General features: G+C 47.0%; 19 protein-coding genes and 1 pseudogene. 7 read left to right on the top strand and 13 right to left on the bottom strand.

All coding sequences use genetic code 11. The features are described 5' to 3' along the window. Window positions 1-3 precede the first annotated feature (3 nt). From IE165_RS18505 to IE165_RS18625, 3 genes and pseudogenes are all read left to right on the top strand, one after another. Entirely contained in the window at window positions 4-576 is a 573-nt protein-coding gene (locus tag IE165_RS18505) for a DUF1016 N-terminal domain-containing protein (RefSeq protein ID WP_229826399.1), read from the top strand. 23 nt (window positions 577-599) lie between these two features. Then, a pseudogene (locus IE165_RS18500) lies at window positions 600-1,039 on the top strand (PDDEXK nuclease domain-containing protein). A gap of 34 nt (window positions 1,040-1,073) precedes the next feature. Next, window positions 1,074-1,208 (top strand): restriction endonuclease subunit S, encoded by a 135-nt coding sequence (locus IE165_RS18625; protein WP_373297916.1) that lies wholly within the window; start codon window positions 1,074-1,076, stop codon window positions 1,206-1,208. A 213-nt stretch (window positions 1,209-1,421) separates the two neighbouring features. Here IE165_RS18625 and IE165_RS06575 read toward each other — a convergent pair whose 3' ends face one another. The 7 genes from IE165_RS06575 to IE165_RS06545 form a co-directional block, all read right to left on the bottom strand. Then, the gene (locus tag IE165_RS06575) at window positions 1,422-3,080 is read right to left on the bottom strand and encodes a RagB/SusD family nutrient uptake outer membrane protein (RefSeq protein WP_189625807.1); all 1,659 of its coding nucleotides are present in this window, start codon (window positions 3,078-3,080) and stop codon (window positions 1,422-1,424) included. An 11-nt stretch (window positions 3,081-3,091) separates the two neighbouring features. Beyond that, window positions 3,092-6,484, bottom strand: coding sequence for a SusC/RagA family TonB-linked outer membrane protein (locus IE165_RS06570; RefSeq protein ID WP_189625806.1), 3,393 nt, complete (start codon window positions 6,482-6,484; stop codon window positions 3,092-3,094). Between the two features lie 196 nt (window positions 6,485-6,680). Further along, window positions 6,681-7,799: a FecR family protein gene (locus IE165_RS06565; protein WP_189625805.1), complete on the bottom strand. Its 1,119-nt coding sequence runs from the start codon at window positions 7,797-7,799 to the stop codon at window positions 6,681-6,683. A 72-nt stretch (window positions 7,800-7,871) separates the two neighbouring features. Then, window positions 7,872-8,447 carry an RNA polymerase sigma factor gene (locus tag IE165_RS06560; protein WP_189625804.1) on the bottom strand — a complete coding sequence of 192 codons (576 nt, stop codon included), beginning with the start codon at window positions 8,445-8,447 and terminating at the stop codon, window positions 7,872-7,874. Window positions 8,448-8,536: 89 nt separating this feature from the next. Then, a complete protein-coding gene (locus IE165_RS06555) occupies window positions 8,537-10,093 on the bottom strand; it encodes a discoidin domain-containing protein (RefSeq protein WP_189625803.1) in 1,557 nt (518 codons plus the stop codon). Between the two features lie 348 nt (window positions 10,094-10,441). After that, the gene (locus IE165_RS06550; RefSeq protein WP_229826395.1) at window positions 10,442-11,596 is read right to left on the bottom strand and encodes an aldose epimerase family protein; all 1,155 of its coding nucleotides are present in this window, start codon (window positions 11,594-11,596) and stop codon (window positions 10,442-10,444) included. A gap of 156 nt (window positions 11,597-11,752) precedes the next feature. After that, window positions 11,753-12,097, bottom strand: a complete 345-nt coding sequence (locus IE165_RS06545; protein ID WP_229826393.1) for a DUF6122 family protein — start codon at window positions 12,095-12,097, stop codon at window positions 11,753-11,755. Between the two features lie 99 nt (window positions 12,098-12,196). Here IE165_RS06545 and IE165_RS06540 point away from each other — a divergent pair, with 99 nt between their 5' ends. Next, entirely contained in the window at window positions 12,197-12,538 is a 342-nt protein-coding gene (locus IE165_RS06540; RefSeq protein WP_189625802.1) for a HopJ type III effector protein, read from the top strand. Window positions 12,539-12,701: 163 nt separating this feature from the next. Here the strand turns inward: IE165_RS06540 and IE165_RS06535 are convergent, their stop codons facing one another. Continuing rightward, window positions 12,702-13,229, bottom strand: a complete 528-nt coding sequence (locus tag IE165_RS06535) for a hypothetical protein (RefSeq protein WP_189625801.1) — start codon at window positions 13,227-13,229, stop codon at window positions 12,702-12,704. Window positions 13,230-13,397: 168 nt separating this feature from the next. On the opposite strand from IE165_RS06535, the gene IE165_RS06530 reads away from it, so the two are divergent. After that, the gene (locus IE165_RS06530; protein ID WP_189625800.1) at window positions 13,398-13,607 is read left to right on the top strand and encodes a hypothetical protein; all 210 of its coding nucleotides are present in this window, start codon (window positions 13,398-13,400) and stop codon (window positions 13,605-13,607) included. Window positions 13,608-13,678: 71 nt separating this feature from the next. Here IE165_RS06530 and IE165_RS06525 read toward each other — a convergent pair whose 3' ends face one another. Together IE165_RS06525 and IE165_RS06520 are read right to left on the bottom strand one after the other, a co-directional pair. After that, a complete protein-coding gene (locus IE165_RS06525) occupies window positions 13,679-14,530 on the bottom strand; it encodes an NAD(P)-dependent oxidoreductase (RefSeq protein WP_189625799.1) in 852 nt (283 codons plus the stop codon). A gap of 40 nt (window positions 14,531-14,570) precedes the next feature. After that, window positions 14,571-15,413, bottom strand: a complete 843-nt coding sequence (locus tag IE165_RS06520; protein ID WP_189625798.1) for an aldo/keto reductase — start codon at window positions 15,411-15,413, stop codon at window positions 14,571-14,573. A gap of 124 nt (window positions 15,414-15,537) precedes the next feature. On the opposite strand from IE165_RS06520, the gene IE165_RS06515 reads away from it, so the two are divergent. Both IE165_RS06515 and IE165_RS06510 read left to right on the top strand, forming a co-directional pair. Next, window positions 15,538-15,765, top strand: coding sequence for a DUF6965 family protein (locus IE165_RS06515; RefSeq protein ID WP_373297915.1), 228 nt, complete (start codon window positions 15,538-15,540; stop codon window positions 15,763-15,765). Between the two features lie 40 nt (window positions 15,766-15,805). Then, window positions 15,806-19,153 carry a DEAD/DEAH box helicase gene (locus tag IE165_RS06510; protein ID WP_189625796.1) on the top strand — a complete coding sequence of 1,116 codons (3,348 nt, stop codon included), beginning with the start codon at window positions 15,806-15,808 and terminating at the stop codon, window positions 19,151-19,153. A 49-nt stretch (window positions 19,154-19,202) separates the two neighbouring features. On the opposite strand, the gene IE165_RS06505 is transcribed toward IE165_RS06510, so the two are convergent. The 3 genes from IE165_RS06505 to IE165_RS06495 all read right to left on the bottom strand — a co-directional run bounded on the left by IE165_RS06505 (window position 19,203) and on the right by IE165_RS06495 (window position 23,284). Beyond that, a complete protein-coding gene (locus IE165_RS06505; RefSeq protein ID WP_189625795.1) occupies window positions 19,203-19,661 on the bottom strand; it encodes a hypothetical protein in 459 nt (152 codons plus the stop codon). Between the two features lie 62 nt (window positions 19,662-19,723). After that, the gene (locus tag IE165_RS06500; protein WP_189625794.1) at window positions 19,724-21,511 is read right to left on the bottom strand and encodes a DUF4091 domain-containing protein; all 1,788 of its coding nucleotides are present in this window, start codon (window positions 21,509-21,511) and stop codon (window positions 19,724-19,726) included. 138 nt (window positions 21,512-21,649) lie between these two features. Beyond that, on the bottom strand, window positions 21,650-23,284 hold the full coding sequence (locus tag IE165_RS06495; protein ID WP_189625793.1) for an ABC-F family ATP-binding cassette domain-containing protein: 1,635 nt from the start codon (window positions 23,282-23,284) through the stop codon (window positions 21,650-21,652). Window position 23,285 lies beyond the last annotated feature (1 nt).

Genomic DNA, 23,285 nt, shown 5'->3' with positions numbered 1-23,285 from the left:
AAAATGAGTAATCAGCCTCAAATAAATATAAATACTTCGGATTATCGGGAGATTTTAAATCAAGCGATAAGCCAAATTAATACCGCCCGAACGCTAATTGCAAAGCAGGTAAACAGTACTGCAAATTCCGTGTATTGGAATTTGGGAAAACTACTCTTTGAAAAACAATTAGAAGAAGGTTACGGTAGTGGTGTTGTAAAGCAATTATCTATTGACCTCAAAAATGAATTTCCCGATATGGGTTTATCCCCACGTAATTTGTGGAATATGAAGCGCTTTTATGAACGTTATTATCAAGCAGATACAAAACTGCTACATAGCGTAGCAGTTTTACCGTGGGGGCATAATTTGTTGTTATTAGACAAAGTCCAATCGCTTTCTGCTGTTGCGTTTTATGCTAATGAAGTCGCTACAAAAGGCTGGTCAAGAGATTTATTGCTCAACGCCATTAAAATGGACAGCTATAGCAGTGCTGACAACCAACTAAAAATCAATAATTTCAGGAATACATTACCTGAAATAAGTGCCGAATATGCCAACGAAGTATTAAAAGTTCTTACAACCTCGGATTTTTAGGTATTACACAACCCTTAAAAGAATTGGAATTAGAAAGCAGGTTGATAACCAAAATCAGGGCTTTTGTATTGGAATTAGGTAAAGGGTTTCATATATAGGTAATCAATACCGATTAGAATACAACAACAAAGAATACTTTGTAGATATGCTTTTCTTCCACAGAGGATTACAGTCTTTGGTGGCTATTGAATTAAAGATTGGTAGTTTTAAAGCCGAATACGTAGGCAAAATGAACTTGTATCTTTCCCTATTGGATAAATTGGAGAGAGGCGAAAACGAGAACCCATCTATTGGCATTATACTTTGTGCCGATAAAGATCACTTGGATGTAGAAATTGCTTTGCAGGACATTAATAAACCCATTGGTGTAGCCGAATATCAGTTGCTATTACCAAAAGATGAATTGCAAGCATTAGTATTAAATGAAATAAACGCAACAGAAGGAGAAAGTGAACAAGAATAAAAATTGATACCCTGAATTGCGTTTTCCTGAGTTTGTGAATGAGGATGAATGGGAAGAAAAAACATTGGTAGAAGTCGCAGAGATAATTACAGGAAGTACACCGAATACGAAAGAAATAGAAAATTATGGTGTAAAAAAATTGTTTGCTTCTCCCGCAGATATTAACTAGAGTAGTCAGACTTAATTATCTATATAAAAGTCTAGTATTCAACCGATACGACTTTTTTCTGAAAAATTTAAAATAATTTTTTTTCGTTCACAAAACTATTTGTTTGAAGCGGCGTTCCTTACATGATTTAGTTTGGATTAGCTCATATATTTAAAAAAAGAGTAAAAGTCCCCTGTCGCGAGACACGGGACTTTTTTTGTTTACAGCATGCAGTTAGTAGCCAAGGTTTTGCGTCAGCACACCTTGTGCGAGATCTATTTGCGACTGAGGTACGGGCAACAGATAAAATCGATCATTCCACGTGCGGTTCTGCGCGACGCTGTTGTTCAGATCGTAGATGTCGACCATCACTTGGGATGCAATACGCCATCGGCGGATGTCCATAAAGCGGTGTCCTTCCAACGCAAGTTCAACACGCCGCTCGTTGCGTATAAAGTTGCGTAAGGTTTGTTGCGAACTATACACTACTCGATTGACCGGAGGCATCCCCGCCCGACGACGAATAAGGTCCAACGCCGCATAAACCGCTGCAGATGGTCCACTTTCTTCGTTGGCGGCTTCTGCATAGGTCAACAGCATCTCGGCGTAACGGATAAGGATGCCATTGGCATGGTTGTCCAGCACCGGCCTTGCGCGGAAAGCTGCAGGATCGACGAGTTTCCGAAAGTTATAGCCCGTTTGCGACATGTTTGATGCACCGGGCGCCCACTGAAAAACGAAGTTCTCGCGAAAGAAATTCCATGGTGCACCATTAAACAGGACTGTAGCGTAGAAACGCGGGTCCCGATTGCGGTATTCATCGCTAAAGCGTGCATCCTGACTGCTGTACCATGTGGCCCGTTGCTCCCGAGAGACCGGAACGATAGGCATACCTGTACGATAATGATCGTAGGCATCAACCAACGATTGCGTGGGCGTGACCGAGCTCCAACCATTCATATTGCCCGCCGGCAAGAAAGTGTTCAACGAATTGGCATCTACCTGCGGGATGTACTGTCGGTCTAAGATCACTTCGGCATTTCCTTCGTTGGCCTGATGGAATAAGCCTTCATAACTCCGCAGTCCCATTTTAAAATTGATGGAATCAGCTTCATTGGCAAAATCCACCCATGCAGCATAGTTATCTGGCCTATCGAGTTCATTTTCGGAAGAAATCGTGAACAAGCTATATCCCAACGCCATCACACGCTGGGCAGCTGCAGCCGCTGCTGTCCAATTTCCTTCGTAGAGGTTGATACGTGCGGACATGGCCAAGGCGGCACCCCGCGTGATGCGACCGGGTTGATTATCAGTTCCGCCGGTATATTCTTCCGGCAAAAGGGTTGCAATCTCCTCCAATTCGGTCAACATAAAATCAACAACCTGCGCTTTGGGAGTGCGCGGCACATTAACTTCATCAATAGCCAAAGTGCTCGTCAGCAAAGGCACATCTCCATACTTGTTGACCAGGTTCGCGTAGAAATAGACACGTAGAAAACGTACTTCTGCTTTAAAACGGTTCAACAGCGCAGCATCAAGCACGGGAGCAGCACGGTCTGCATTTTCCAAAAAGTAATTGCACCGGCGTATCGCGATGAAGTTCCAGTTGCCTTCCACATTCGTCGTCAGGCTACCTGCCGACAATTGCGTCGCGTAACTCTCCCAGGGATATTGCGCGTGGGCATTATCCGTTGCCCCTTCATCGTGGATAGGAACTCCGCCCAACTGGCTGTACACGCCATTTACAGCTTGCGATACATCTTCCGCACGATTCCAGAACGTCACTTCCGACACTTGGTTTAACGGCGGCCGTTCCAAAAAAGCCTTGTTGCAGGCAGAAAACATCAAGACGGCACCTAAAATTCCGATATACTTATATAGAGTAACTTTCATAACGTTATCAATTAAAAACTTGCATTTATACCAATAGACCATGTTTTTATACCGGGATAGCCACCTCTTCCGGATGTCATTTCCGGATCATAATCGGCCAGTCTTTTGTCCGCCATAAATGTAAAAGGGTTGTTTGCCGAGGTGAACACACGCAAACTGCTCATCCGCATGCGCTGGATCGTTTCTTTGTTAAACGAATAGCCCAATGTGAGGGCACGGATGCGGAAATAGGAACCGCTGAATACCCAAAAAGAATTAAATTCTTGGTAATTATGGGTAGCATCTTGAGAAATCAGCATCCTAGGGAAATTGGCATTTGGATCTGGATTCTCCGAAGTCCAGCGGTTCATGAATTCCTCTTTTGCACCCGCACCATTGAAAAATGGTTGCGAAGCCTCGTTTGTGATATATGTTTGCACATTCGGTACGCCATACGTCAGCACATCCAATTCGAATCCTTTATAAGCTGCCGATAGGTTGAAACCGTAATTGAACCAAGGCACGTCGTTACCAATAATTTCCCGGTCTAGCGCGTTGATAATCCCATCACCATTGATATCTCGGAACTTGATATCGCCGGGACGTGTATTTGCGTTCTGCCTAGCATGGTTATCAACTTCGGTTTGGTCACGAAAAAGTCCGTCTGCGCGAAGCCCATAAATGGAGCCTACGGACTCGCCCACCCGCTCGATAAAGTAGGAATTAAAGCGTTCCCTTTGCCCTCCGAGGCTTAAGATCTCATTGTTTATCTTCGACAAGTTACCTCCGATGCTGTACCGAAAGTCGGGACCAATCGCACCGCGGTGGTTGATGGTCAATTCCACACCCCTATTGCGTGTTTTCGCTGCGTTAAGAAAGGGTACTTCAGTGTAGTTCGGGGGTCTGCCCAATCCGTACGTGGCCAATATCGGAGGCCGCATGAGTATGCCATCGGTAGATTTCACGTAGTATTCGGCCACAATATCTAATTTCCCGTTGAATAAGGTAACATCCAAACCAATGTTGCTCATCGTCACTTCCTCCCAAGTAGCAAGCGGATTGGTACCTTGGTTTTGCCAAGCGCCATCAAGCGCATTTCCACCGAAGCTGTAGGCATAACCGGTATTCAGCAATGAAAAGTAGTTACCAATCGTGACTACATCCTGGTTGCCTAAGATCCCCCACGACGCGCGCAGCTTCAGGTTATCCATCCAAGAAATGTCCTGTAGAAAATTCTCCTCCGAGATGCGCCAGCCGGCCGATAAAGCAGGGAATATCGCCTTTCGTAAATCCGGGCGAAAACGGGAAGAATAGTCTACCCGCAAGGCACCTTCAAACAAGTATTTATCTGCATAAGCGTAATTTACGCGTCCGAAATAGGACCGCATGGCCCATTCTTCCTGCACGGTACGGTTTGCCATGCCATCGCTATCCGACAATATATCAGAAGGATTGGTGGAACCGCTACCGATGGTCGTCATGTCATTGTTGGGAAAATTTCGCCTTCCGAGGAAGGCCTGTCGGTAAATGTTGCTCTCTTGCGTTACGCCGATAGTCGCTTTGGCAAAATGACGTCCAAAGGTGCGTTCATAATCTGCCGTTCCCTGTAGCAGCAGCTCTTGGCGTTTTCGCCAATATTCCCGCATGTCATTCGGCGTAATATTAGTTGCTGGAGCTCCCGTAAAAAAATTTAGGATCGGATCCATCTGCGCATTAAAAGACCATTCATTCATATTGGTATACTTTAGCGACACCAAACCGTTGATGGACAAACCCTTTACAGGGGTCAAGGTAGCGTTGGCAGCAGTCTGCAGGTAATTATCCCGGTTCCATCCGCTGCCTCCCTCCTCTAGTCGGCGCAATTGGTTACGATTGGCGATATCGCCGTTGACGACACCAGCATTGACCGAGCCCCAATTACCATTGGACTGGCGCAGTACCTGCGTGGGGAGCGATCGGTTGAGCTCTGTCCAAGACAGATCGGCGCCATCGCGGTCAAAATCCTGTTTTATAAAAGAAAAGTTGGTTCCGATCGTCAAAAGATCTTTAATCGCACGCGTCGTGGTATTTAGTTTTGCGACAATACGTCCTTGGTCTTTGTTTGGGATCAACGAAGACTGATGGAGATGGGAGAGCCCCAAATAGTAATCCGTTGTGTTGCCTGGCGCAATGAGGTTTAGGTTCAAGTCGCTTTGGGGAGCGGTTTCCCGCAATACCTCTTTGTACCAATCGACGTTGGGATAAAGATCGGGATTCCTGCCATCGCGAAAATGTTGGATCTGCTCTGCACTAAACAAGGGATCTCTGCCGGCATTTGCCATGGCTTCGTTGTAAAGCGTCGCATAGTCCACAGCGTTCGTCCAGTTCGGCAGCCTAGTTGCTGACTGCAAGCCATAGTTACCGTTAAAGCTCAACACCACCCGATCCCCTTTCCCCCGCTTTGTCGTGACTGTTATGATACCGTTGGCCGCCCGTGAGCCATACATCGCCGCCGAGGAAGCGTCTTTCAATACCGACATGTTTTCGATGTCATTTGGATTGATGGATGCAAATTCTTGCGCCGTAGCCGGAATTCCGTCAATAATATACATGGGCGAGGGTGACCCTAAGTTACTTCGTCCTCTGATGGTTATGCCTCCTGTATTACCCGCCGTTCCACCACTTGTGCGATTTACATCGCCCGGTCTTTGCAAAACCGTCACGCCGGCGTTAAGTCCCTGCAATGCATTTTGGGTCGATGTGACGGGCCTATTAACCAACTGCTTGGCATCAATAGAAGCAACAGCGCCGGTTAAATTTGCCTTCTTTTGGGTTCCATAGGCCACAATGACGACCTCGTCCAAGCCTTGCGGATCGACCAGCATGCGCATATCGACATGCGTACGATCGACATTGGCAACTTCTTCTGATCGGTAGCCCATGTACGTGAACAGGAGCGTTTCGCCCTTATTGATCTCAAGCACATACCTGCCCTCCGCATCCGACGAGGTAGCTACCGATCGGCGATTTTTCACCATCACGGAAACCCCGGTCAATGGGCTACCCAACGAGTCGCGCACCGTACCGCTTACGGTTATTTTCTCCTGTACCAATCGCGCAGCAAGCGTTTCCCTTCCCGGTTTTCCGGAAGCTGGGGGCGGTGCCACCGCAGATAGAACGATCAATTTGCCTTCCAAACGATAGCCTAACCCCACGGGAGGCAGTACCTTATCCAATACCTCGACCAAGGGTTTATTGTCGAAGTAGACGTTATGCAATGTTTTTCCCGCAAGTTTGGTATCCTTTGCTGCGATCACGTTATAGTCTGTCTGCTGTTTCACCAAGTGCATAAACGCGGTCAGCGATATGTTTTCGTGTTGCACCGTCACCGACTGGCTATAGGCAAAACATTGTTTCAAGCCGGAAAAAATCAGTAGGAGGAGCATCAGAAACAGTCTGTTAGATTGAAAAATTGGGTACGAGCGTGCTTTCGAAAAGCATCGCCGGTGATTCTTTTCTTTCATCATGATGTAGAAATAAGTTTGTTAAAATTTAGTTAGCGTGAAGCTGTTGATACAGCTTAATTTGATACGGTGTAATTATGTGGGGAGCAGTCTTTTGGGCTCGATGTACACATTTCCCTTAATATTTCACGTGTACCCTCCTTCCTTGTTGTTCAAAACGGGCAACCTTACTGGCGTTGAGCATCTCCAACATGTCTTCGAAGCTAGCCTGTCTATCCAAAATCCCCCATAGACGCTGGTCCATCAGCGCATGATCTTCGAAATCATAGCTGATATCATACCAGCGCGCGAGTTCCTGCATGACATCGTTCAACGTCTCCTGCTCGAAGACAAAGTCGCCGTTTTTCCAGGCCAGCACTTGCTTTAAATCAACCGATTGTACCCTCGTTTCGGCATCAGTGACGGAGCCTTGCTCTCCGGGACGAAGCATGGTGATCAGTCCGTTGTCCTTGCGTTTCAAGGCTACTGATCCCGAAGCAAGTGTCGTCTCTACCGCAGGCTGTGCGGGATAAGCCCTTACGTTAAAATGCGTACCCAAGACGCGAACGGTCGAGGATGTCGTGTGCACCAGAAATGGGCGGCTAGCATCATGCTGCACCTCGAAATAGGCTTCACCAATAAGCTGCACCTCTCTTTTGCCAGCGCCGAAAGACCGCGACAGCTGTAACCTAGAGTCGGCATTGAGGAACGCCAGCGTGCCGTCCGGCAACTGCACCTTTATCTCGCCACCTTTGGGTGTGCGGATATTGGTAGCAGCGTTTTCGCCCACATCATTTTTCGACACATACAACAATGATCCGTCAGCAGACTTTTTCCATTGGGCACCACCTATGGCAACCAGCTGCTCGGAAGCGATAGAATCGATAGCAACCTCCTTGCCACGTTCATCATATAGGATGGCATATGGGCGTCCGGGATGGATGACAACATCAGGGAGCGAACGCCGTATAGCAAACCACCAAAGCCCAAAACCGAGCAACACGACAGCAGCAGCCGCCGTACTTTTAAGACCCCAAGATGGAAAAACTTGCCTGCGGCGCTTGCTATTTTGGAGCTTGACGAAGGCACGCTCCTGCCAAGCCGCAAGCACGCGGGCATCCATATCTTCCACCAAGCTATCGTTAAAGTTATCGTGGTACCAAGCATGAAGCTCGGCACGTTCTTCCGGGCTGATGGTCTGATCTATCCATCGTCTGGAAAGGTACTTCAGTCTTTCTGATGCTATTTCTTTGGGCATAGTCTATATAGTTCGCTTTAGATATAGTACCTGCTTTGCCCAAGATATCCCTTAGTCTTTTTGTTACTTTTTTTAGAGATCCAGCAAAAAGAGCATCAGCGTCAGGGATCTGGAGGTAGCCCGTACTTGGCGCACCAATTTCCGGGCTTTTGTTAAATGTGCCTCGACCGTTTTTTCTGCCATGTCCAACTCTTGCGCAATCTCTTTTTGCGTAAAGCCCTTTTCCACGCGCAAGCGAAAAACAAGCTGGCATTTCTCGGGCAACAGGCAAACCGTCTTTTCGATCTGTTCCTGCAACAACTTATAATCCAGCATATCGTCCAATGAAGCGGTAGTCACGGGCTGCCTTCCCAGCCAATCCAAATAGCTGAGTCGCGTTTTACGACGCGAGAAGTGATTGAGCACCTCATATTTTACGGCTACAGAAAAATACGGACGAAAAGATTCTTTGACGGTTATGCGCTGACGGTTGCGCCATAAATTTAAAAAGATATTTTGTACCATCTCTTCCGCTAGATAATCATCGTTTGTTCGGTTTCTTGCAGCAAGAACCATAACCGACCAGTATCTGTTATAGATTTCCGTAAACGCCTCGTCTGACCCTTGGGATAAATAGGTCGCCAAAACACTATCCGAGAGTTGTTCCATCGTAAGACTTAATCAAAATATAAGCATACGGTCGTTTCAAAATGCGGAGAAACGACCCTGCACTAAAAATTACCTTTGGTATGTACAGATTAATCCTTGTAGGTATCCACTTCTGCCAATGCACCAAATTGCTGCCCGTCATGTGCAGATTTCATCTGCAATTTAAAAAAGCGGAAAGTACGAACTGCAGGCAAGATGATGTCCTGCGGAGAGGTACTACTGGCCAATGCAAAGTTGCCTAAGCTAGTCCATGTTGTACCGTTGGCACTTATCCATATTTCAAGGTCTTTTATCTGCCTAGAATTTCGTTGCCTAAAAGTGAAGCGGTTTACTTCCAGGCTCGCACCCATATTGACCACAATCTCGTGCGGATAACTGCTGGCGTTGCTCGACCAACGGGAATGCCAAAAAGTATTGGCTGCATTATCAATAATATTGCTGGCCAAACCATTTTCGGCAGCCGTCTCCTGCGAGCTAAAAGAGCTTATGCTCCAATTGGCTTTACTATAGGCTGGGCGATCGCCAAAATTGATCACGGGAACGCCGTTTGCGAAGGAGTAGTCATTCACAATGTTGCTGATACTACCATTCTCGTGTACGAACCGTATGGTGAATTCATAATTGGTATTTCCTTTATCCCGAAAATCATCAACTGGCATACGCATATAGAAACTGTCGACCCCGATCGGCTTGCTGGCAAACGTGACTGATTTGTATCCTCCATTATCATTCCCTTTGTTTCGGTGGTAGTAGGCTATATTCTTTACCAGTTTTTGGGAGGTAAATTTCCCAGATACCACTATATCGCCGTTTTCATATTTCGCATACAGCTTATTGGACTGAAAGCCCGGTGAGGTGTACCAATCCGTGCGCACGGATTGGCTAAATGGTTGCGCATTAGCGAGGATAGCGGCATCCGCAGGAGATAGATAGGTGGGTGATTTTCCATAGGTTCCATTGCCGTAGCCCATAAGGGTGGTACCGAATTGGAGATTCTCGGATTGCGCGCCTCCGTTGTGTGGAAGGTTGATGCCATGACCCAATTCATGCGCGAGACCGCCGATCCATTTGGTTGCAAAATTATCGTTCGCCAAACCGAAATTTAACGTATCCAGTCCCGGATAGTCCAATGCGAAACACCAGCGGCCAATTCCGTAAAAAGGTCCACCACTGGGATCACCATTCGAGCCGAATGAGTAAGCAGGCATAATGACCAATATGTGATCACTGCTTTTTTCGTTAGGATGAGATGTATAATACGCGTTGACTTCATCCATAACGGCGCCCGCCCCGCCCTCATACGGATAGCTGGACTTCGGTTGTGTGCCACGAATGACATCCAACTTGACCTTCCCCTGCAGATCGACCGGGAGTCCGATATACTTGTTTGTATAGCCCCAATGCCCCATCCATTTGGCCATGAAATTTTGGGTATACACCATCACGCCGTTTATTCGTTCCTTATAGCCGGGCACTGTGTCCAAATCGGATGGAATAAAATAAACAACGTTGACATTATTAAGTCCGGACACCAACGAGCCGGTTTCCACGGCATGAAGTTCGATCTGCTGTATCTCCCGCTGACAGCTGTAGCTTAAGGAGATCGTTAATAGGCTGAGCAGCACCATGAAATAGTTGCTTTTCATAAGTTTATATCCTTTAAATTTATAAATTGATCATCTTTCCAACAGCTTGATCGCATTCCCGAAGCGTCAAATCCGCTAGGATCGAACAGTATAAGCTGGTTAAGATTAACCCATACGTCACCGACGAAGTAAATATAAACTACTTTTGCAAATATATTTTACACAGAAAGTCAATCAATCGATTGCGCTAATTAACACATGTCATTTTTTTAGTTAAAAAACATAGACAGCGATGCGCATAGCGCGCATAACAACATATGTTGTTGCAGTTTGGGGACTTATGCCGCGCAGCGAGCAGCATAACCATGGTTGGCGATCCCACCCAGCCTAGAGGGCGGCCGAATGGCTTTAGCTTGCAGTAAATTTATAGATGCACAGGTGGTGGTAGGCACGCGCAGGCGACCATACTACTGAAGGCCAATGCGGCTTATTGATCGCATCTGGAAAGTACTGGGATTCCAAACAGATCGCACTTTGCTTATTGTAGGACACACCGGCCTTTCCTATCCGCGATCCATCCAGCATATTGCCGGTGTAAACCTGTAGTCCCGGCTGATCGGTATAAACCTCCATACCTATACCCGTTTCGGGCGAATAGAGGCTTGCTGCCAACGTATGCACATCACCGTTGGTTTGCAGCACAAAATTATGGTCTATGCCCCCCACAATATCCAGTTGATCGCTGGCGGCTTGCTGTCTTTTGTCGAGCGCATCGCCTATTGCTGTTTTCATGCGCAAATCAAAGGGCGTTCCGGCCACCGGCAAAAGTTCGCCTGTAGTGATTAAATCCGGACGTAGCGGTGTAAATCGATCCGCATTAACGTAAAGGCTGTCCTTACGCACCGTATTGAGCGGATTCCCCGATAGGTTGAAGAAGCTGTGATTGGTCATGTTGATGGGTGTTTTCCGATCGGCTTGACAAGTATACCGGATCGCTACACTGTTGTCGTGCGTCAAGGTATACAGCACCTCGGCATCCACTTTTCCGGGAAAACCGCCTTCACCATCTGGCGAGCTATAGCGCAGCAGCAAAGTGCTATCCGAAAGTTGCGTTGCCCGGTATACTTGGTTCTGCCAACCAGCAGAACCGCCGTGGATGGTATGTTCGCCACTGTTGATCTCCAAGTGAGCCGTATCGCCATCGAGCACAAACTGCCCGTGATCGATGCGATTGGCCACCCGGCCTATGGTGGCTCCGAAAGAGGATGGTTTGTCGGTATATTCATCAATACGATCAAAACCCAACACCACATCTCGGAATACTCCTGCCCTGTCAGGCACCCAAAGGGATACGATACGTCCGCCGTAGTTAGTAACGCAGAGCTCTGCGCCTTGCCCGTTACGCAGCACAAAAAGATGGGTAGAATCTCCATTTACCACGCTGTCAAAGTTGGATTTCTCCAATCCCGAGCGCGTTGTTACTTCATTCTTTTCGGGTTCACAGCTACCGAAAAAAAATAACAGTGCGATGAAAGCCATTGGATTGTACATTATATTGCTCATGATGGAATCACGGTTTAATTTTTTTGGTTATTCGCGTTAATAAATACAATGTACGAATTATCGGCTAAAATCCACGAAGATTACTGCTCGTTTTCGCACATGTAGCTTCATCAGGAGATAAATAGGCCAAGTATCGCGAAATAAATGTGTGCTGCGTCATAAAAGGGTTCCCATTTGGCAGTCGATAAAATCGGTCAGCATATGAAACAGCAAACCAACGGAAACAATGTGCAAGATGGAACCGCGCTTTGCAACTAAAAATACAAGCGCATAAGCTACGATGGCCACATAGGAATGCAACAGATGAAACCCTACGCTGCAGCGTCCGGGATCGAAAATAGGATCAGCTAGCAGATGGTCGAGATCCACCAGCATCGTGCCTAACAGGATGAGCCAAACAGCCTTCCATCGATCGCGATAGAAAATATACGCTATCCCTGCGGGGGCTAGAAAATGCAGCCCATAGTGGATGCCTGTCTGTACAATCGCTGATGCTTCCATAGGCCAAAGATAGGCATACCAGCATAGAAGCATAGCTAATTTCCGAAATTATGAATATTTTTACCGTGCAATACAGCAATATTTTTATCGCAATAGCTCATGTCAGAAAAATTAGACCAGCTGCTCGCGGGCGCGCGGGCAAGAACAATACAGTTTGCGGAAGTCATCTCCTACATCGAGGCACGCTACCTGCATACGCCGACAGCCTTTACGAATGGAGCGCTGGAAAACGCCGCCGAACAAAACCAGGGAAGTGCGAAAGTATTCGCCTTTGCAAAACTTAACGGCCTATCCTCGGCAGACACCTTATTGCTATTTGCAGAGCACTATCAATCGGTGTTGGACGCACCCGATGCGCAAGAGCATCAGAATATCAGGCAATTTATGCGATACGGATGGGATGGCTTACATTTCAAAGGCAATGCGCTGCAGCCGAAATAGGAGAACTTGCGCCTGAAAAGCTGGAGGTTAAGCCATAAACAAATTTTATATTCAAAATATTGTGAATATAAAAAATAGTTGTTAGCTTTAAGTGCGTCAAAATTATCCACTTCAGGTGGAGTATATCTAGTAGGAAATTCCCGGTCGTGAGATAGGGAATTTTTTAGTTATTTGAACGTATCACCGTGCTAAAAGAGCCTTTTGTTAGTGCTACTTGATGGAGTACCGTGGGCCCCTGCAAGATAATGAGCTTGCCGGAAAATGAGCCCTCCACTGCCCGATCGGTCAGTTTCTCTAGTTTCATTGCAAATGTCGCAGTTGGTGAAATCATGTTGCGGACCGCTGAAAAGTTAAGCTGTGCATCCCCCCTAAGCTGTTGATGTATGGCTACGATATCAAAGCCGGATGCATCATTCAGCGCATATACGCCTGCGGCAACCCGCTTGTCCGGAGCCAATACCGTAATACTGATCCAAGATGAGCCGCTTTTGGTAGCGGTAATTTCCAAGCTTCTTCCGTCCTCCAGCCAACGCGCCGAAACATCCGAATATATCTCTTCTTTATCGTCCACGGTAACTTTCATGTAATTAGTCGATTCGCCCAGATCGTCGTCCACGCTATTGCTGCAGGCTGAGCAAGTGGTGAGCAGTAAAACCGATATAAGCATGAAAAGCGTAAAATTAAACTTCATATGTGGGTATTTGATATAAGTTGAAGCCTATCGCCACGCCCGACCAACCGCGATGCGACTGTTACTGAAACGTCCCGTTATGCAACCCACTAATATACTACTAATTTCAGCAGATACCACACAAAAAAACGCTTTCGCCGTCTTTTGCGTTCTATTTGAAAAAAAGCTATGCATCAAATAAAGGTAAACGAACGAAACGAAAATGACTTGGTATTGGAAGTGATAGATGCCGAAGGCGTGACGACCATGGTCGACGTGACCCTCTTTGAAGACGGAAATTTTAATGCACGCGTGGGATCTCACCACGTCAGTGACGAGATGAGAAACGACATCAATCATTTTTTGGCTACCAAAAAGATAGGCTATCACGGGGATTAATAACGATTTTTCCACCATCGTTAACCTGCAAAGTAAAGCCTGGGGGGCAGCTCGCCAGGCTTTACTTTATATCAACTCTTTTTCTTGAGCTCTTCAATCACAGCGATTACATCTTCCTTCCCGTGACCGTTTGCGCTGGCATCTTTCAATGTGTTTAAGACAGCCGTACCTGCAGGATAACGGGCGCCTAAATCTGCCGCCAGTTCGGCATCTTTCAACATTAAATCGAGTGCAAAAGCTGGTGAAAAATCTTCGGCAATGAGCAGCGGCGTTTTTACTTTAGTAGCCCCGCTACCGCTGGCACTTGCGTTCACTATATCCAGCATAGCCTCGCGCGCGAGACCCAAAGAATCAGCAAACAAGGTCATCTCCGCCAACCCTTGGTACAGGATAGACAGGAAATAGTTTACGGCTGTTTTCGCTGCCAACCCCTGCCCGTTCTTGCCCAGGTATTTAGTGTCTTTTCCCATGATTGATAAATAAGGCGCTACCCTGTCGAGGTCTTTTTGATCGCCTCCAACCATAAACAACAGCGTTCCATCCCGTGCAGGCTCTGTACTACCAGCCACCGGCGCATCCAACAGCGACGACTTTTTGACGGTCAAGGCCTGCGCGATATGGATAGAGCAATCTTGCGAGATCGTACTGCAATCCACAAATAGCTTTCCCGCAATATCATGTATCAATATTTGCTCGTATACCGATTTGGCGGCTACGTCATCCGTTAACATAGTGAAAATGATGTCGCTGTGCAACAGCAACTCGGTTATATTGTCCACAACACGGGTGCTTGCTTCAAAACCGTCCATTCGTGCGGCCGTACGGTTGTATACAGTAAGCGTGCAACCGGCCTTTTCCAGGCTTTTTGCCATGGGATGTCCCATATTTCCTAATCCGATAAAACCAATTCGATCGTTATTCATGTGCTTTTTAAAAATTAAATAAAAAAATATGCAGCCCCCTCTAAACGCGATCTGGCCAATTGTTTGGCAACTCGCCACTGAACCCCATTTCCGGAAGATGATCGATTTGGCGCATCTCCTCGTCAGTTAAGCTAAAATTGAAGATATCCAAGTTTTCGGCCATCCTTTCCGGTGAAGTAGTTTTCGGAATAACCGAAACACCATGCTGGATGACCCAGCGCAAGCACAACTGCGACACAGACTTGCCATGCTTTTGGGCAAGACCCTCCAATACAGGATGACCGAAGACCTTCCCGCGCGCTAAGGGGGACCAAGACTCGATTGCTATACCCCGTTTTTGGCAGTAGGCAACTACTTCCGGTTGCCAATAGCCCGGATGAAACTCGATCTGGTTCAATGCGGGCAACACGCGGGCCGTCTGCAGTAAGGCATCTAGGTGCTCGGGCCAAAAGTTGCTCACCCCGATGGATTTGATTTTGCCCTCGGCCTGCAACTCTTCCATAGCGCGCCATGCATCGGCATTGGCTTGACGCCAATTGCTGTAATTTTTTGCATTTGCTGGCCAATGGATTAAGTAGATATCCACGTATTGCAGCCCCAGTTTTTTTAAAGAACGATCAAAAGCCTGCTTGGTTTGCGCGTAGCCCAAATCTTCCCGCCATAGCTTTGTCGTCACGATAATATCCTTTCGCGAAAGGCCGCTGAGGCGAATGCCCTCTCCTATCTGCTCTTCATTTTCATATTTCGCAGCGGTATCCAGTAAGCGATACCCCTGCCTCAACGCCTCCCGTACCGATTCAACACCTGTTGCGGCGGTGGCCTTATAGGTTCCAAAACCTAATAATGGAATTCGTTGTCCATCGTTCAGTGTCATGTACTCCATAAACATAGTTAATTTAAGATACGAACCATCGTATACATATAAGTCGAAGCAATTTAGCGGAAAACTACGGCAATTTGACCATCCTATTGTAAATAGCGTTGCTTAATTTCCTACTTTTGTTGCTATGACGATAGATGAATTGAAACGTGAATTAATGGGAAAAAGCTTCCCCGATGAGGTAACGATATCACCAGATCAAGTTGTCTTTGATGTGGAACTTTTTTTAAAAACGCAATTCATTATGCTCGACCTTTGGAAAAAGGACATTGAAAAATCGCCCGCTTATATCCGATTGATGCGCTTTAGAGAGGCCATAATCACGAAGGATGAAAATGGAAACGCAGCTGACTAGAGCAATGTACCTGAAAAAACGGCACAGCTAAGATAAGCGTATGCGGGGACCAACAGGGGCATATCGTTTTCCACACCTCAACCTTGCGCATTTGAGCGAGGTTACCTTACTGTCACATTACCAGCAGAGCGCTATTCCGCAGCGCAGCGATATACATTTGATACGTGTGATATCCTTAAGCATCGATCAAGGTGTTTTCGGCATGGGCGGTTCGTTGGGCACGAATGAGCAGATAAAAGTAATACAAGATGATCAATCGCTGACGATATCGTGCTCCTGTGCGATCCAGAAGCCACACCTCTGCTATCATGAGATGCTCGTGCTGCTAGCGCTCATGACGCAGAAAAATTACCGTCCTTTTTTCGACCGGGAGGCTAGAACCACCTGTTTTGTTCCACATGCCGAGCGATATGGCTTGGAAAACGAATCTACACTGGATGACTACTTCTCCCTCTCCTATGATAAAGGGAATTTACGGGTGCATCCGAAACAGGGAAATATTTTAGCTGTAGACAACCACCTCCCCGAAAAAGAGCTCCGTACTATTTTAGCAAACAATCACAGAAAAGCTGTGCTACCGGCGCCACAGAAAAAAAGAATCCTTGTATTACGCAAGCACCGCTTCTACGAGCAGCTGCATATCGATATGGCAGACGTTGGTTTCACGCCCCGCGGGAAATTAAAGCCACCGTTTGATGTGGTAGACCCGCGCCCATTACTGTGGACAACGAACGATATCACAGATGCCAAATGCTATGCGGCGCTGTCGAGCTTGCAGCAACAGCAGCATGTCGACGACTTAGATAGCAACACGCTGGACGCACTTTGTATGCTATGCCAATATGCGCAAAACTTCCCAATCTACTACCATGATCGAACAATCTCCGAAAAGATCAGCAGCAAGTCCCTACGCGAAATAAAGTTAGCTTTACTAGACGCATCCATAGAAGTATCCGTATTTAAACGACAGCCGTTCTACGAAATAACTGCTTATTTACTTTGGAACGATGAGCGACTTCCACTGAAGAGCCTGACGTTGCAGCACCGTTACTTTTTCTGCAGGCAAGATCAATTCTTTTTGATCGGTCATTTAGCGCTGCTACGCCTTCTGGAATATTTCAAAAAAAATGCGGAAATATTGTTGGTGCACGCCTCCAAGTACGATGAATTTGTACGCCATACGTTAGATCCCTTGGAACAGCTGGTGCATATCAACTATGCCTATGTGCGACCTGCCACAGCAACCGAGAGAAAAGTTTTTGAAAACAGCCAAGAGCGCCTGATCTATTTTAGCCAAGAAAACAGCTACATCAATATCACACCTGTTATGCGTTATGGTACGATAGAAGTTCCGCTTTCTTCAAAGAAAAAGATACGAAGCCTCGATGCTAACGGAAACATGTTCCAACTCGATCGCGCTATCGATGCAGAAGACCGCTTCAGGCATATCGTCGTTCATCAACATCCCGACTTCGAGGCGCAGCAGCAGGAGATGGACTATTTCTACTTGCACCATCAGCTTTTTTTTGAAGGCGACTGGTTTTTGAACGCTTTCGAAGCATGGAGAAATGAAGGTATCACCCTGTTGGGATTCCAAGAGATGGGCTTAACGAAGGTAAATCCATATAAGGCAAATATTGCTATCGATATCATGAGCGGCCACGATTGGTTTAACGTGAAGGTGTCGGCCTCATTTGGTAAGCAGAAGGCTTCGTTGACGCAGCTTCATCGGGCAATACGAAACAAAAGCAAATACGTCACGCTGGATGATGGCAGTGTGGGTATGATCCCCGAAGAGTGGATCGCGAAAATAGCGCGTTACTTTCAGTTTGCCGTGCTCGAGGCCGATCTGCTGAAAATCCCTAAAATTGGCCCGATGCCGATCGACGAGCTGTTCGAGAAGGAGCGCATACCCGAAGAAATCCGTGCGGAAGCCGCTGGCCTGCAAAAACGGTTAGCCGGCATAAAAAAGCGCGACGAAATCATCAGTCCGCGAACACTCCACGCAACGCTACGTCCCTATCAACTGGACGGCCTTTACTGGTTGCATCAATTGGATCAGCTGAATCTGGGTGGGTGCCTAGCAGATGATATGGGCTTGGGAAAGACCATACAGATCGTTGCCCACCTATTGCTATTGGCCGAGCAGGGGCAGTGTGGCCCCCACCTTATTATTGCTCCCACATCGCTAATTTTCAACTGGCAGCAGGAATTTGAAAAATTTGCCCCCACACTGCGTGTCGTGTCACTACAGGGGACATCAAGAGCACAAACGTACAGCCGGTTAACACAGTATGATGTTGTATTGATATCGTATGGCCTATTGCTTTCAGACATCAGCAAGTTAAAAAGAATTATGTTTAACAACCTTGTGCTGGATGAATCCCAAGCGATAAAAAATCCCAACTCCGAGCGGTATAAAGCGGCCCGGCTGCTCAAAGCGCGGACTCGGTTCGTACTGACGGGAACGCCCATTGAAAACAGCACCCTGGATCTCTATGGGCAGCTTTCATTTGCTTGTCCGGGCTTACTCGGTAGCAAGCAATTTTTCAAAGATACATACGCCATACCCATCGATCGCTTCGAAGATCGAAAACGTGCACAAACGTTACAGGAAAAAACAGCTCCATTTATCTTGAGACGCACAAAGAAACAAGTCGCGACAGAACTTCCGGAAAAGACAGAAGTGGTTATCTACTGCGAAATGGGCGAACAACAACGCGAAATTTACAACCGGTATGAAGCGGAGCTGCGGGATTATCTGCAGGGCATAACAGCGGATGAATGGAAAAAAAACAGCATCCACGTACTGGCAGGCCTCACCCGTCTAAGACAGATCTGTAACGCGCCGGTCCTGCTTAAAGAAGGTTATGATGCCCATATATCGGCTAAATTAGACGCTTTGCTCGAACACTTGCAGGCGATCAGCAGCGAACATAAGGTATTGGTATTCTCCCAGTTTGTTGGGATGCTTGATCTCATAAAGGATGCCTTGGATAAGGCGCGTATATCGAGCACCTACCTGACGGGAAAGACAAAAAACCGTGGGGAAGTGGTGGAGGCATTCCAAAACGACGCCACGCAACGAGTTTTTCTCGTAAGCTTAAAGGCTGGTGGCGTAGGGTTGAACCTAACAGCGGCAGACTATGTGTTTTTGGTGGACCCGTGGTGGAATCCGGCAGTAGAAAACCAAGCGATAGACCGCAGCTATCGGATTGGGCAAACGAAAAAGGTGGTCGCCGTGCGCATGATCTGCCCCGACACGGTCGAAGAGAAAATCCAACGCCTGCAGGATAAGAAGCGTGCTCTTGCGGGAGGAATGGTGAAAGCGGAAACCGACATCATCCGTCAGTTCAATAAACAAGATTGGCTGGCTCTACTGCAATAGCAGGCCAGCCAGCCAATTAGACACCTTCTCGCGTGTCTCTGTGTTGTATTTATTGCTTCTGGAGCACTAATCCTTGACTGAAATCAAGTGCATTGCTATCCTTGAAAACAAACTTGCCATCTCGCTCCTCCACATCTCCATAGCCCTCTGTGGCCGTTTTTCCATCCAGCTTAAAGGCCACTTCACGTACCGACGTAAGGCCCTCCGAACTAAAGGTATAATTGGCTAGCAGCACACCATACTTCACTTCACCTTCAAAACTTCCGCTGTTATGGTCTTTTTCTTTCCAAGCATAGGTAAGATGGCCCACCGCCTTGCTACCTTGCATGGTTAGGTGCAAGGCCACCGTATCGCCCGATTGTTCGTAGCTATATGACCCGGCATAATCGATTTCTGTAAGCGTGGTAGAATCCGACAGCGAATCAGTTTGCAATTGCTCCTGTCTTGCGGAGTGACCACATGCTGCACAAATAAAAATAGCGCCGAAAAGATAGGCAAATGTTCTCATAGTATACTTTTTGTTTGAAGTTAGGTAGCTATTGAACAAATCCTGTACCAAAAAGCTAGCTGTTATTTTTCCACAGGCAGCTCCGCAGACAATTGGTTCAATAGTTTCTTCGCCATATTCAGATCCGCGTTCCATGATGGCGTGCGTTGCACTTGGTTCAGTCGTTGGATAGCATCAAGCAGACGGGTTCGTTCCGCTTGTCTATGTGCGCGCGACAACTGCGCTTTTACGAGCTGTATTTTTTCGTAATCTTGGACTCCTTCTAACATCCGTTCGTATCGGATGGAGCTGCGCCCACCTGGATAAACCACATAGGTGTCGCCTGCTGGCCATGTTCGAAACCGCGAGTCTTGCAGCGGATTTTCCACCCAGGAATTAAAAGCCCAGCGCAGCATCCCATCGAAGCCAGCCGCCTCGGCATACCATGCCAGATAGGTCGATTCCGCCGGGTCGGAAAACGTAAACTGATTTGGAAAACCATCGCTGCAACAAATATAAAAAGTGGTATTCAGTCCGCGTGATTGGCGGCGTTGGAGATCCTCGTCGGAAAAAGGATGACCAAAAGCAATGCTGATGTCATCGCTCGCTGGATAGCGCTGGTAGGTTTTTTGGTTATCGGCATAAGACACCCCAAGCTCCGGACACACCTTTTTCAGCAGCGCGAAAGCCGCGTCCATCTCCTCGCGCGAGCGCTCATCTGTGGCAATATTTGTCCTATCGAGCCAACCTTTTGCACGCAGGTGCTTGACAAAATCTGTCAAAAACGGGGTCCACAGCTCTTCGAAAATCGCGGTGCCTGGTTTGGCCGATACGTTGACCATCTTTTTGCTTTTTTGATCGCTGTAATGGATTTCATTGTTCCACGGCACGATAGAATAGCAGTTTATCATTTTGTTGATTCCTAGATCAAGCATAAACTGCACCCAACGATCAAACACGGTATAATCGTAGCTCCAGCTCCCGTCCGTATTTTTCACCCACTTGATCATGTCTGCATACGGATCATAGGTTTGTACATTCCATGGATCTTTGTTCAGCGTGGTGGTAATCACTTTTTGTCCGGCATCTGCCAAGAGCTGCATGACCGGTTTGAGCGCTTCAAAATGCGCATCAGACCAGAGCTCGGTACCGGACACCCGTGCTACCGCTGCAGGATGCTGCCATTGATCGAGGTGATATGTCCAAGCGGAGGCTTCGGGCAGCAGCTGATCCAGCACGTGCACATGTAAACGCAGGGGCTTAACATGTTGTCCTGCTGTATTGATGGAGATTTCGCCCGTGTAACGGCCAGGTTTGGCTTCTGCGGGAATACGCACCGTGATCCACACCGGCCGCGCAGTGCGTGCTTCTATATCGTAGCTCTTGCAATCATCCAACATATCTGCAACAAGCGACGACGCAAAGTCTTCGGGCTTTCGGTGCCCACAACCTCCGGCAAATTCATCGGTCATCACATAGCGTACAAAACGGGCCGTGATCACATCGCTCGGAAGCAAGGCCCCGTCGTCAGCTCTTAAATCCGAAATCTGTAACGTCGTTTCCGGCATATCCTCGGTCGCCCACAACAGCAGTTGTGCAGATAAACGCTCTCCCCGCCAGCCAGTCAACGACTCTTCCTCCATGACGACAATAGCGGGCGGCAATGATTTTGCAAAACGCTTATCAACGGTTACGAATGATCGCTGCAAACCATTGGCTACTGCCGTCCAGTCAGCAAGTGTGTCTTTTGTCGGATCAGGCAATTCTCGAAATTCGTGGGCCAAAGGTTGTGGCACCTGTGCCACGGCCGGGAGTAAACATATCAACAAACAGCACAGCAAGAAGTAGTTTTTAATAGAAAAATTGCCCATCGGTTACAATCATAAATTCGTAAGAACACCAAACTAAATAAAAAATCTAGCGCTAACAAATCTCGGACACATGCAAACGATTGTCCAAAAAAATAGGGCTTTACAAAAAAGCCCTATAGTTTCATTATGCCATAACCCTTACTTTTTCTTCGCGTAAAGCTCTTCGCGTTGAGCCTTTACAACATCAGAGTTAATGTACTCATCGTAAGTCATCAACTTGTCGATGATACCGTTTGGCGTCAATTCGATGATCCGATTCGCTACCGTTTCGGTCAACTCGTGGTCACGCGAGGTGAATAACATGGATCCACGAAAGTCTTGCATGCCATTATTCAGCGCGGTGATCGACTCGAGGTCCAAGTGGTTGGTTGGCTCGTCAAACATCAAGAAGTTAGCACCTTGCAGCATCATCTTCGAGAACATACAGCGCATTTTTTCCCCTCCGGACAGCACCGACACCTTCTTCATCACTTCCTCGCCAGAAAACAACATTTTACCTAAGAACCCACGGATAAATTGCTCGTCCGCATCCGGCTTTGTGGTATAGTTTCGTAGCCATTCGACGAGGTTATCGTTTACCCCATCGAAATATGCTGCATTTTCTATAGGCATATCGGTTGGCGTGATGGTAATCCCCCACTTGAAGTCGCCCGAGTAGTCGCTATCACGACCAGCAAGAATTTCGTAAAATGCCGACGTTACGAGCGAATTCTCGGACAGGACAGCAATCTTATCCCCCTTGTTGATCATAAAGGAGATATCCTTGAAATAGGTTTCGCCATTGACCTCTTTACGGAGGTTTTCCACCGTCAAAATTTGATCGCCTGGCTCACGATCCATTTGGTTGAACATAATGGCCGGATATTTCCTGTTTGAAGGCTTGATATCTTCGATATTGAGTTTGTCGAGGGCTTTCTTACGCGAGGTAGCCTGTTTTGATTTGGATGCATTGGCAGAGAAGCGCCGGATAAATTCCTGCAGCTCCTTGACTTTGTCTTCCATTTTCTTGTTTTGGTCAGAACGTTGCTTTAATGCCAACTGGGAAGACTCATACCAGAACGAATAGTTACCCGAATAAATCGTCATCTTACCAAAGTCTATATCTACGATGTGGGTACATACATGATCCAAGAAGTGACGGTCGTGGGATACCACCAAGACAGTAGCCTCATAACCTGCCAAAAAATCTTCCAACCAAGCGATTGTATTGATATCCAAATCGTTGGTAGGCTCATCCAGAATTAAAACATCTGGATTACCGAAAAGCGCCTGCGCAAGCAATACACGAACCTTTTCATTACCGTCCAGCTCGTTGACCAGTTTGTAATGGAGATCCTCTTTGATGCCCAAATTGCTCAGCAATGTTGCGGCATTACTTTCGGCATTCCACCCGTCCATCTCTGCAAACAGACTCTCCAACTCTCCTGCGCGCTCGCCATCTGCATCCGAGAAATCTTCTTTCATATAGATGGCATCTTTTTCTTTCATCACCTTATACAGCTCCTGATTGCCCATCATAACAGTTTCCAAGACACTGAATTCATCAAACTGGTAATGGTTTTGATTCAATACCGACATACGCTCGCCCGGCGTAAAGGAAACAGAACCGGTCGTTTGGTCGACCTCACCTGATATAATTTTGAGGAACGTGGACTTTCCAGCGCCGTTGGCACCAATAATTCCATAACAGTTTCCAGGGGTAAATTTTAAATTGACATCTTCGAACAGCACGCGTTTGCCGAAACGAAGGCTAAGATTTGAAACATTAATCATG

Origin of the sequence: Sphingobacterium griseoflavum, from assembly GCF_014653155.1 — a bacterium.
Classification (GTDB): Bacteria; Bacteroidota; Bacteroidia; order Sphingobacteriales; family Sphingobacteriaceae; genus Sphingobacterium; species Sphingobacterium griseoflavum.
This window is presented reverse-complemented; position numbering and strand designations above follow the sequence as displayed.

Excerpts from the sequence above, each read along its gene's own strand:
- IE165_RS06505 (WP_189625795.1), bottom strand. The coding sequence starts at position 19,661 with ATGAGAACATTTGCCTATCTTTTCGGCGCTATTTTTATTTGTGCAGCA.
- IE165_RS06565 (WP_189625805.1), bottom strand. The coding sequence starts at position 7,799 with ATGCCCAAAGAAATAGCATCAGAAAGACTGAAGTACCTTTCCAGACGA.
- IE165_RS06570 (WP_189625806.1), bottom strand. The coding sequence starts at position 6,484 with ATGCTCCTCCTACTGATTTTTTCCGGCTTGAAACAATGTTTTGCCTAT.
- IE165_RS06540 (WP_189625802.1), top strand. The coding sequence starts at position 12,197 with ATGTCAGAAAAATTAGACCAGCTGCTCGCGGGCGCGCGGGCAAGAACA.
- IE165_RS18505 (WP_229826399.1), top strand. The coding sequence starts at position 4 with ATGAGTAATCAGCCTCAAATAAATATAAATACTTCGGATTATCGGGAG.
- IE165_RS06550 (WP_229826395.1), bottom strand. The coding sequence starts at position 11,596 with ATGAGCAATATAATGTACAATCCAATGGCTTTCATCGCACTGTTATTT.
- IE165_RS06555 (WP_189625803.1), bottom strand. The coding sequence starts at position 10,093 with ATGAAAAGCAACTATTTCATGGTGCTGCTCAGCCTATTAACGATCTCC.
- IE165_RS06495 (WP_189625793.1), bottom strand. The coding sequence starts at position 23,284 with ATGATTAATGTTTCAAATCTTAGCCTTCGTTTCGGCAAACGCGTGCTG.
- IE165_RS06510 (WP_189625796.1), top strand. The coding sequence starts at position 15,806 with ATGCGGGGACCAACAGGGGCATATCGTTTTCCACACCTCAACCTTGCG.
- IE165_RS06560 (WP_189625804.1), bottom strand. The coding sequence starts at position 8,447 with ATGGAACAACTCTCGGATAGTGTTTTGGCGACCTATTTATCCCAAGGG.
- IE165_RS06575 (WP_189625807.1), bottom strand. The coding sequence starts at position 3,080 with ATGAAAGTTACTCTATATAAGTATATCGGAATTTTAGGTGCCGTCTTG.
- IE165_RS06525 (WP_189625799.1), bottom strand. The coding sequence starts at position 14,530 with ATGAATAACGATCGAATTGGTTTTATCGGATTAGGAAATATGGGACAT.
- IE165_RS06520 (WP_189625798.1), bottom strand. The coding sequence starts at position 15,413 with ATGGAGTACATGACACTGAACGATGGACAACGAATTCCATTATTAGGT.
- IE165_RS06500 (WP_189625794.1), bottom strand. The coding sequence starts at position 21,511 with ATGGGCAATTTTTCTATTAAAAACTACTTCTTGCTGTGCTGTTTGTTG.
- IE165_RS06545 (WP_229826393.1), bottom strand. The coding sequence starts at position 12,097 with ATGGAAGCATCAGCGATTGTACAGACAGGCATCCACTATGGGCTGCAT.
- IE165_RS06530 (WP_189625800.1), top strand. The coding sequence starts at position 13,398 with ATGCATCAAATAAAGGTAAACGAACGAAACGAAAATGACTTGGTATTG.
- IE165_RS06535 (WP_189625801.1), bottom strand. The coding sequence starts at position 13,229 with ATGAAGTTTAATTTTACGCTTTTCATGCTTATATCGGTTTTACTGCTC.
- IE165_RS06515 (WP_373297915.1), top strand. The coding sequence starts at position 15,538 with ATGACGATAGATGAATTGAAACGTGAATTAATGGGAAAAAGCTTCCCC.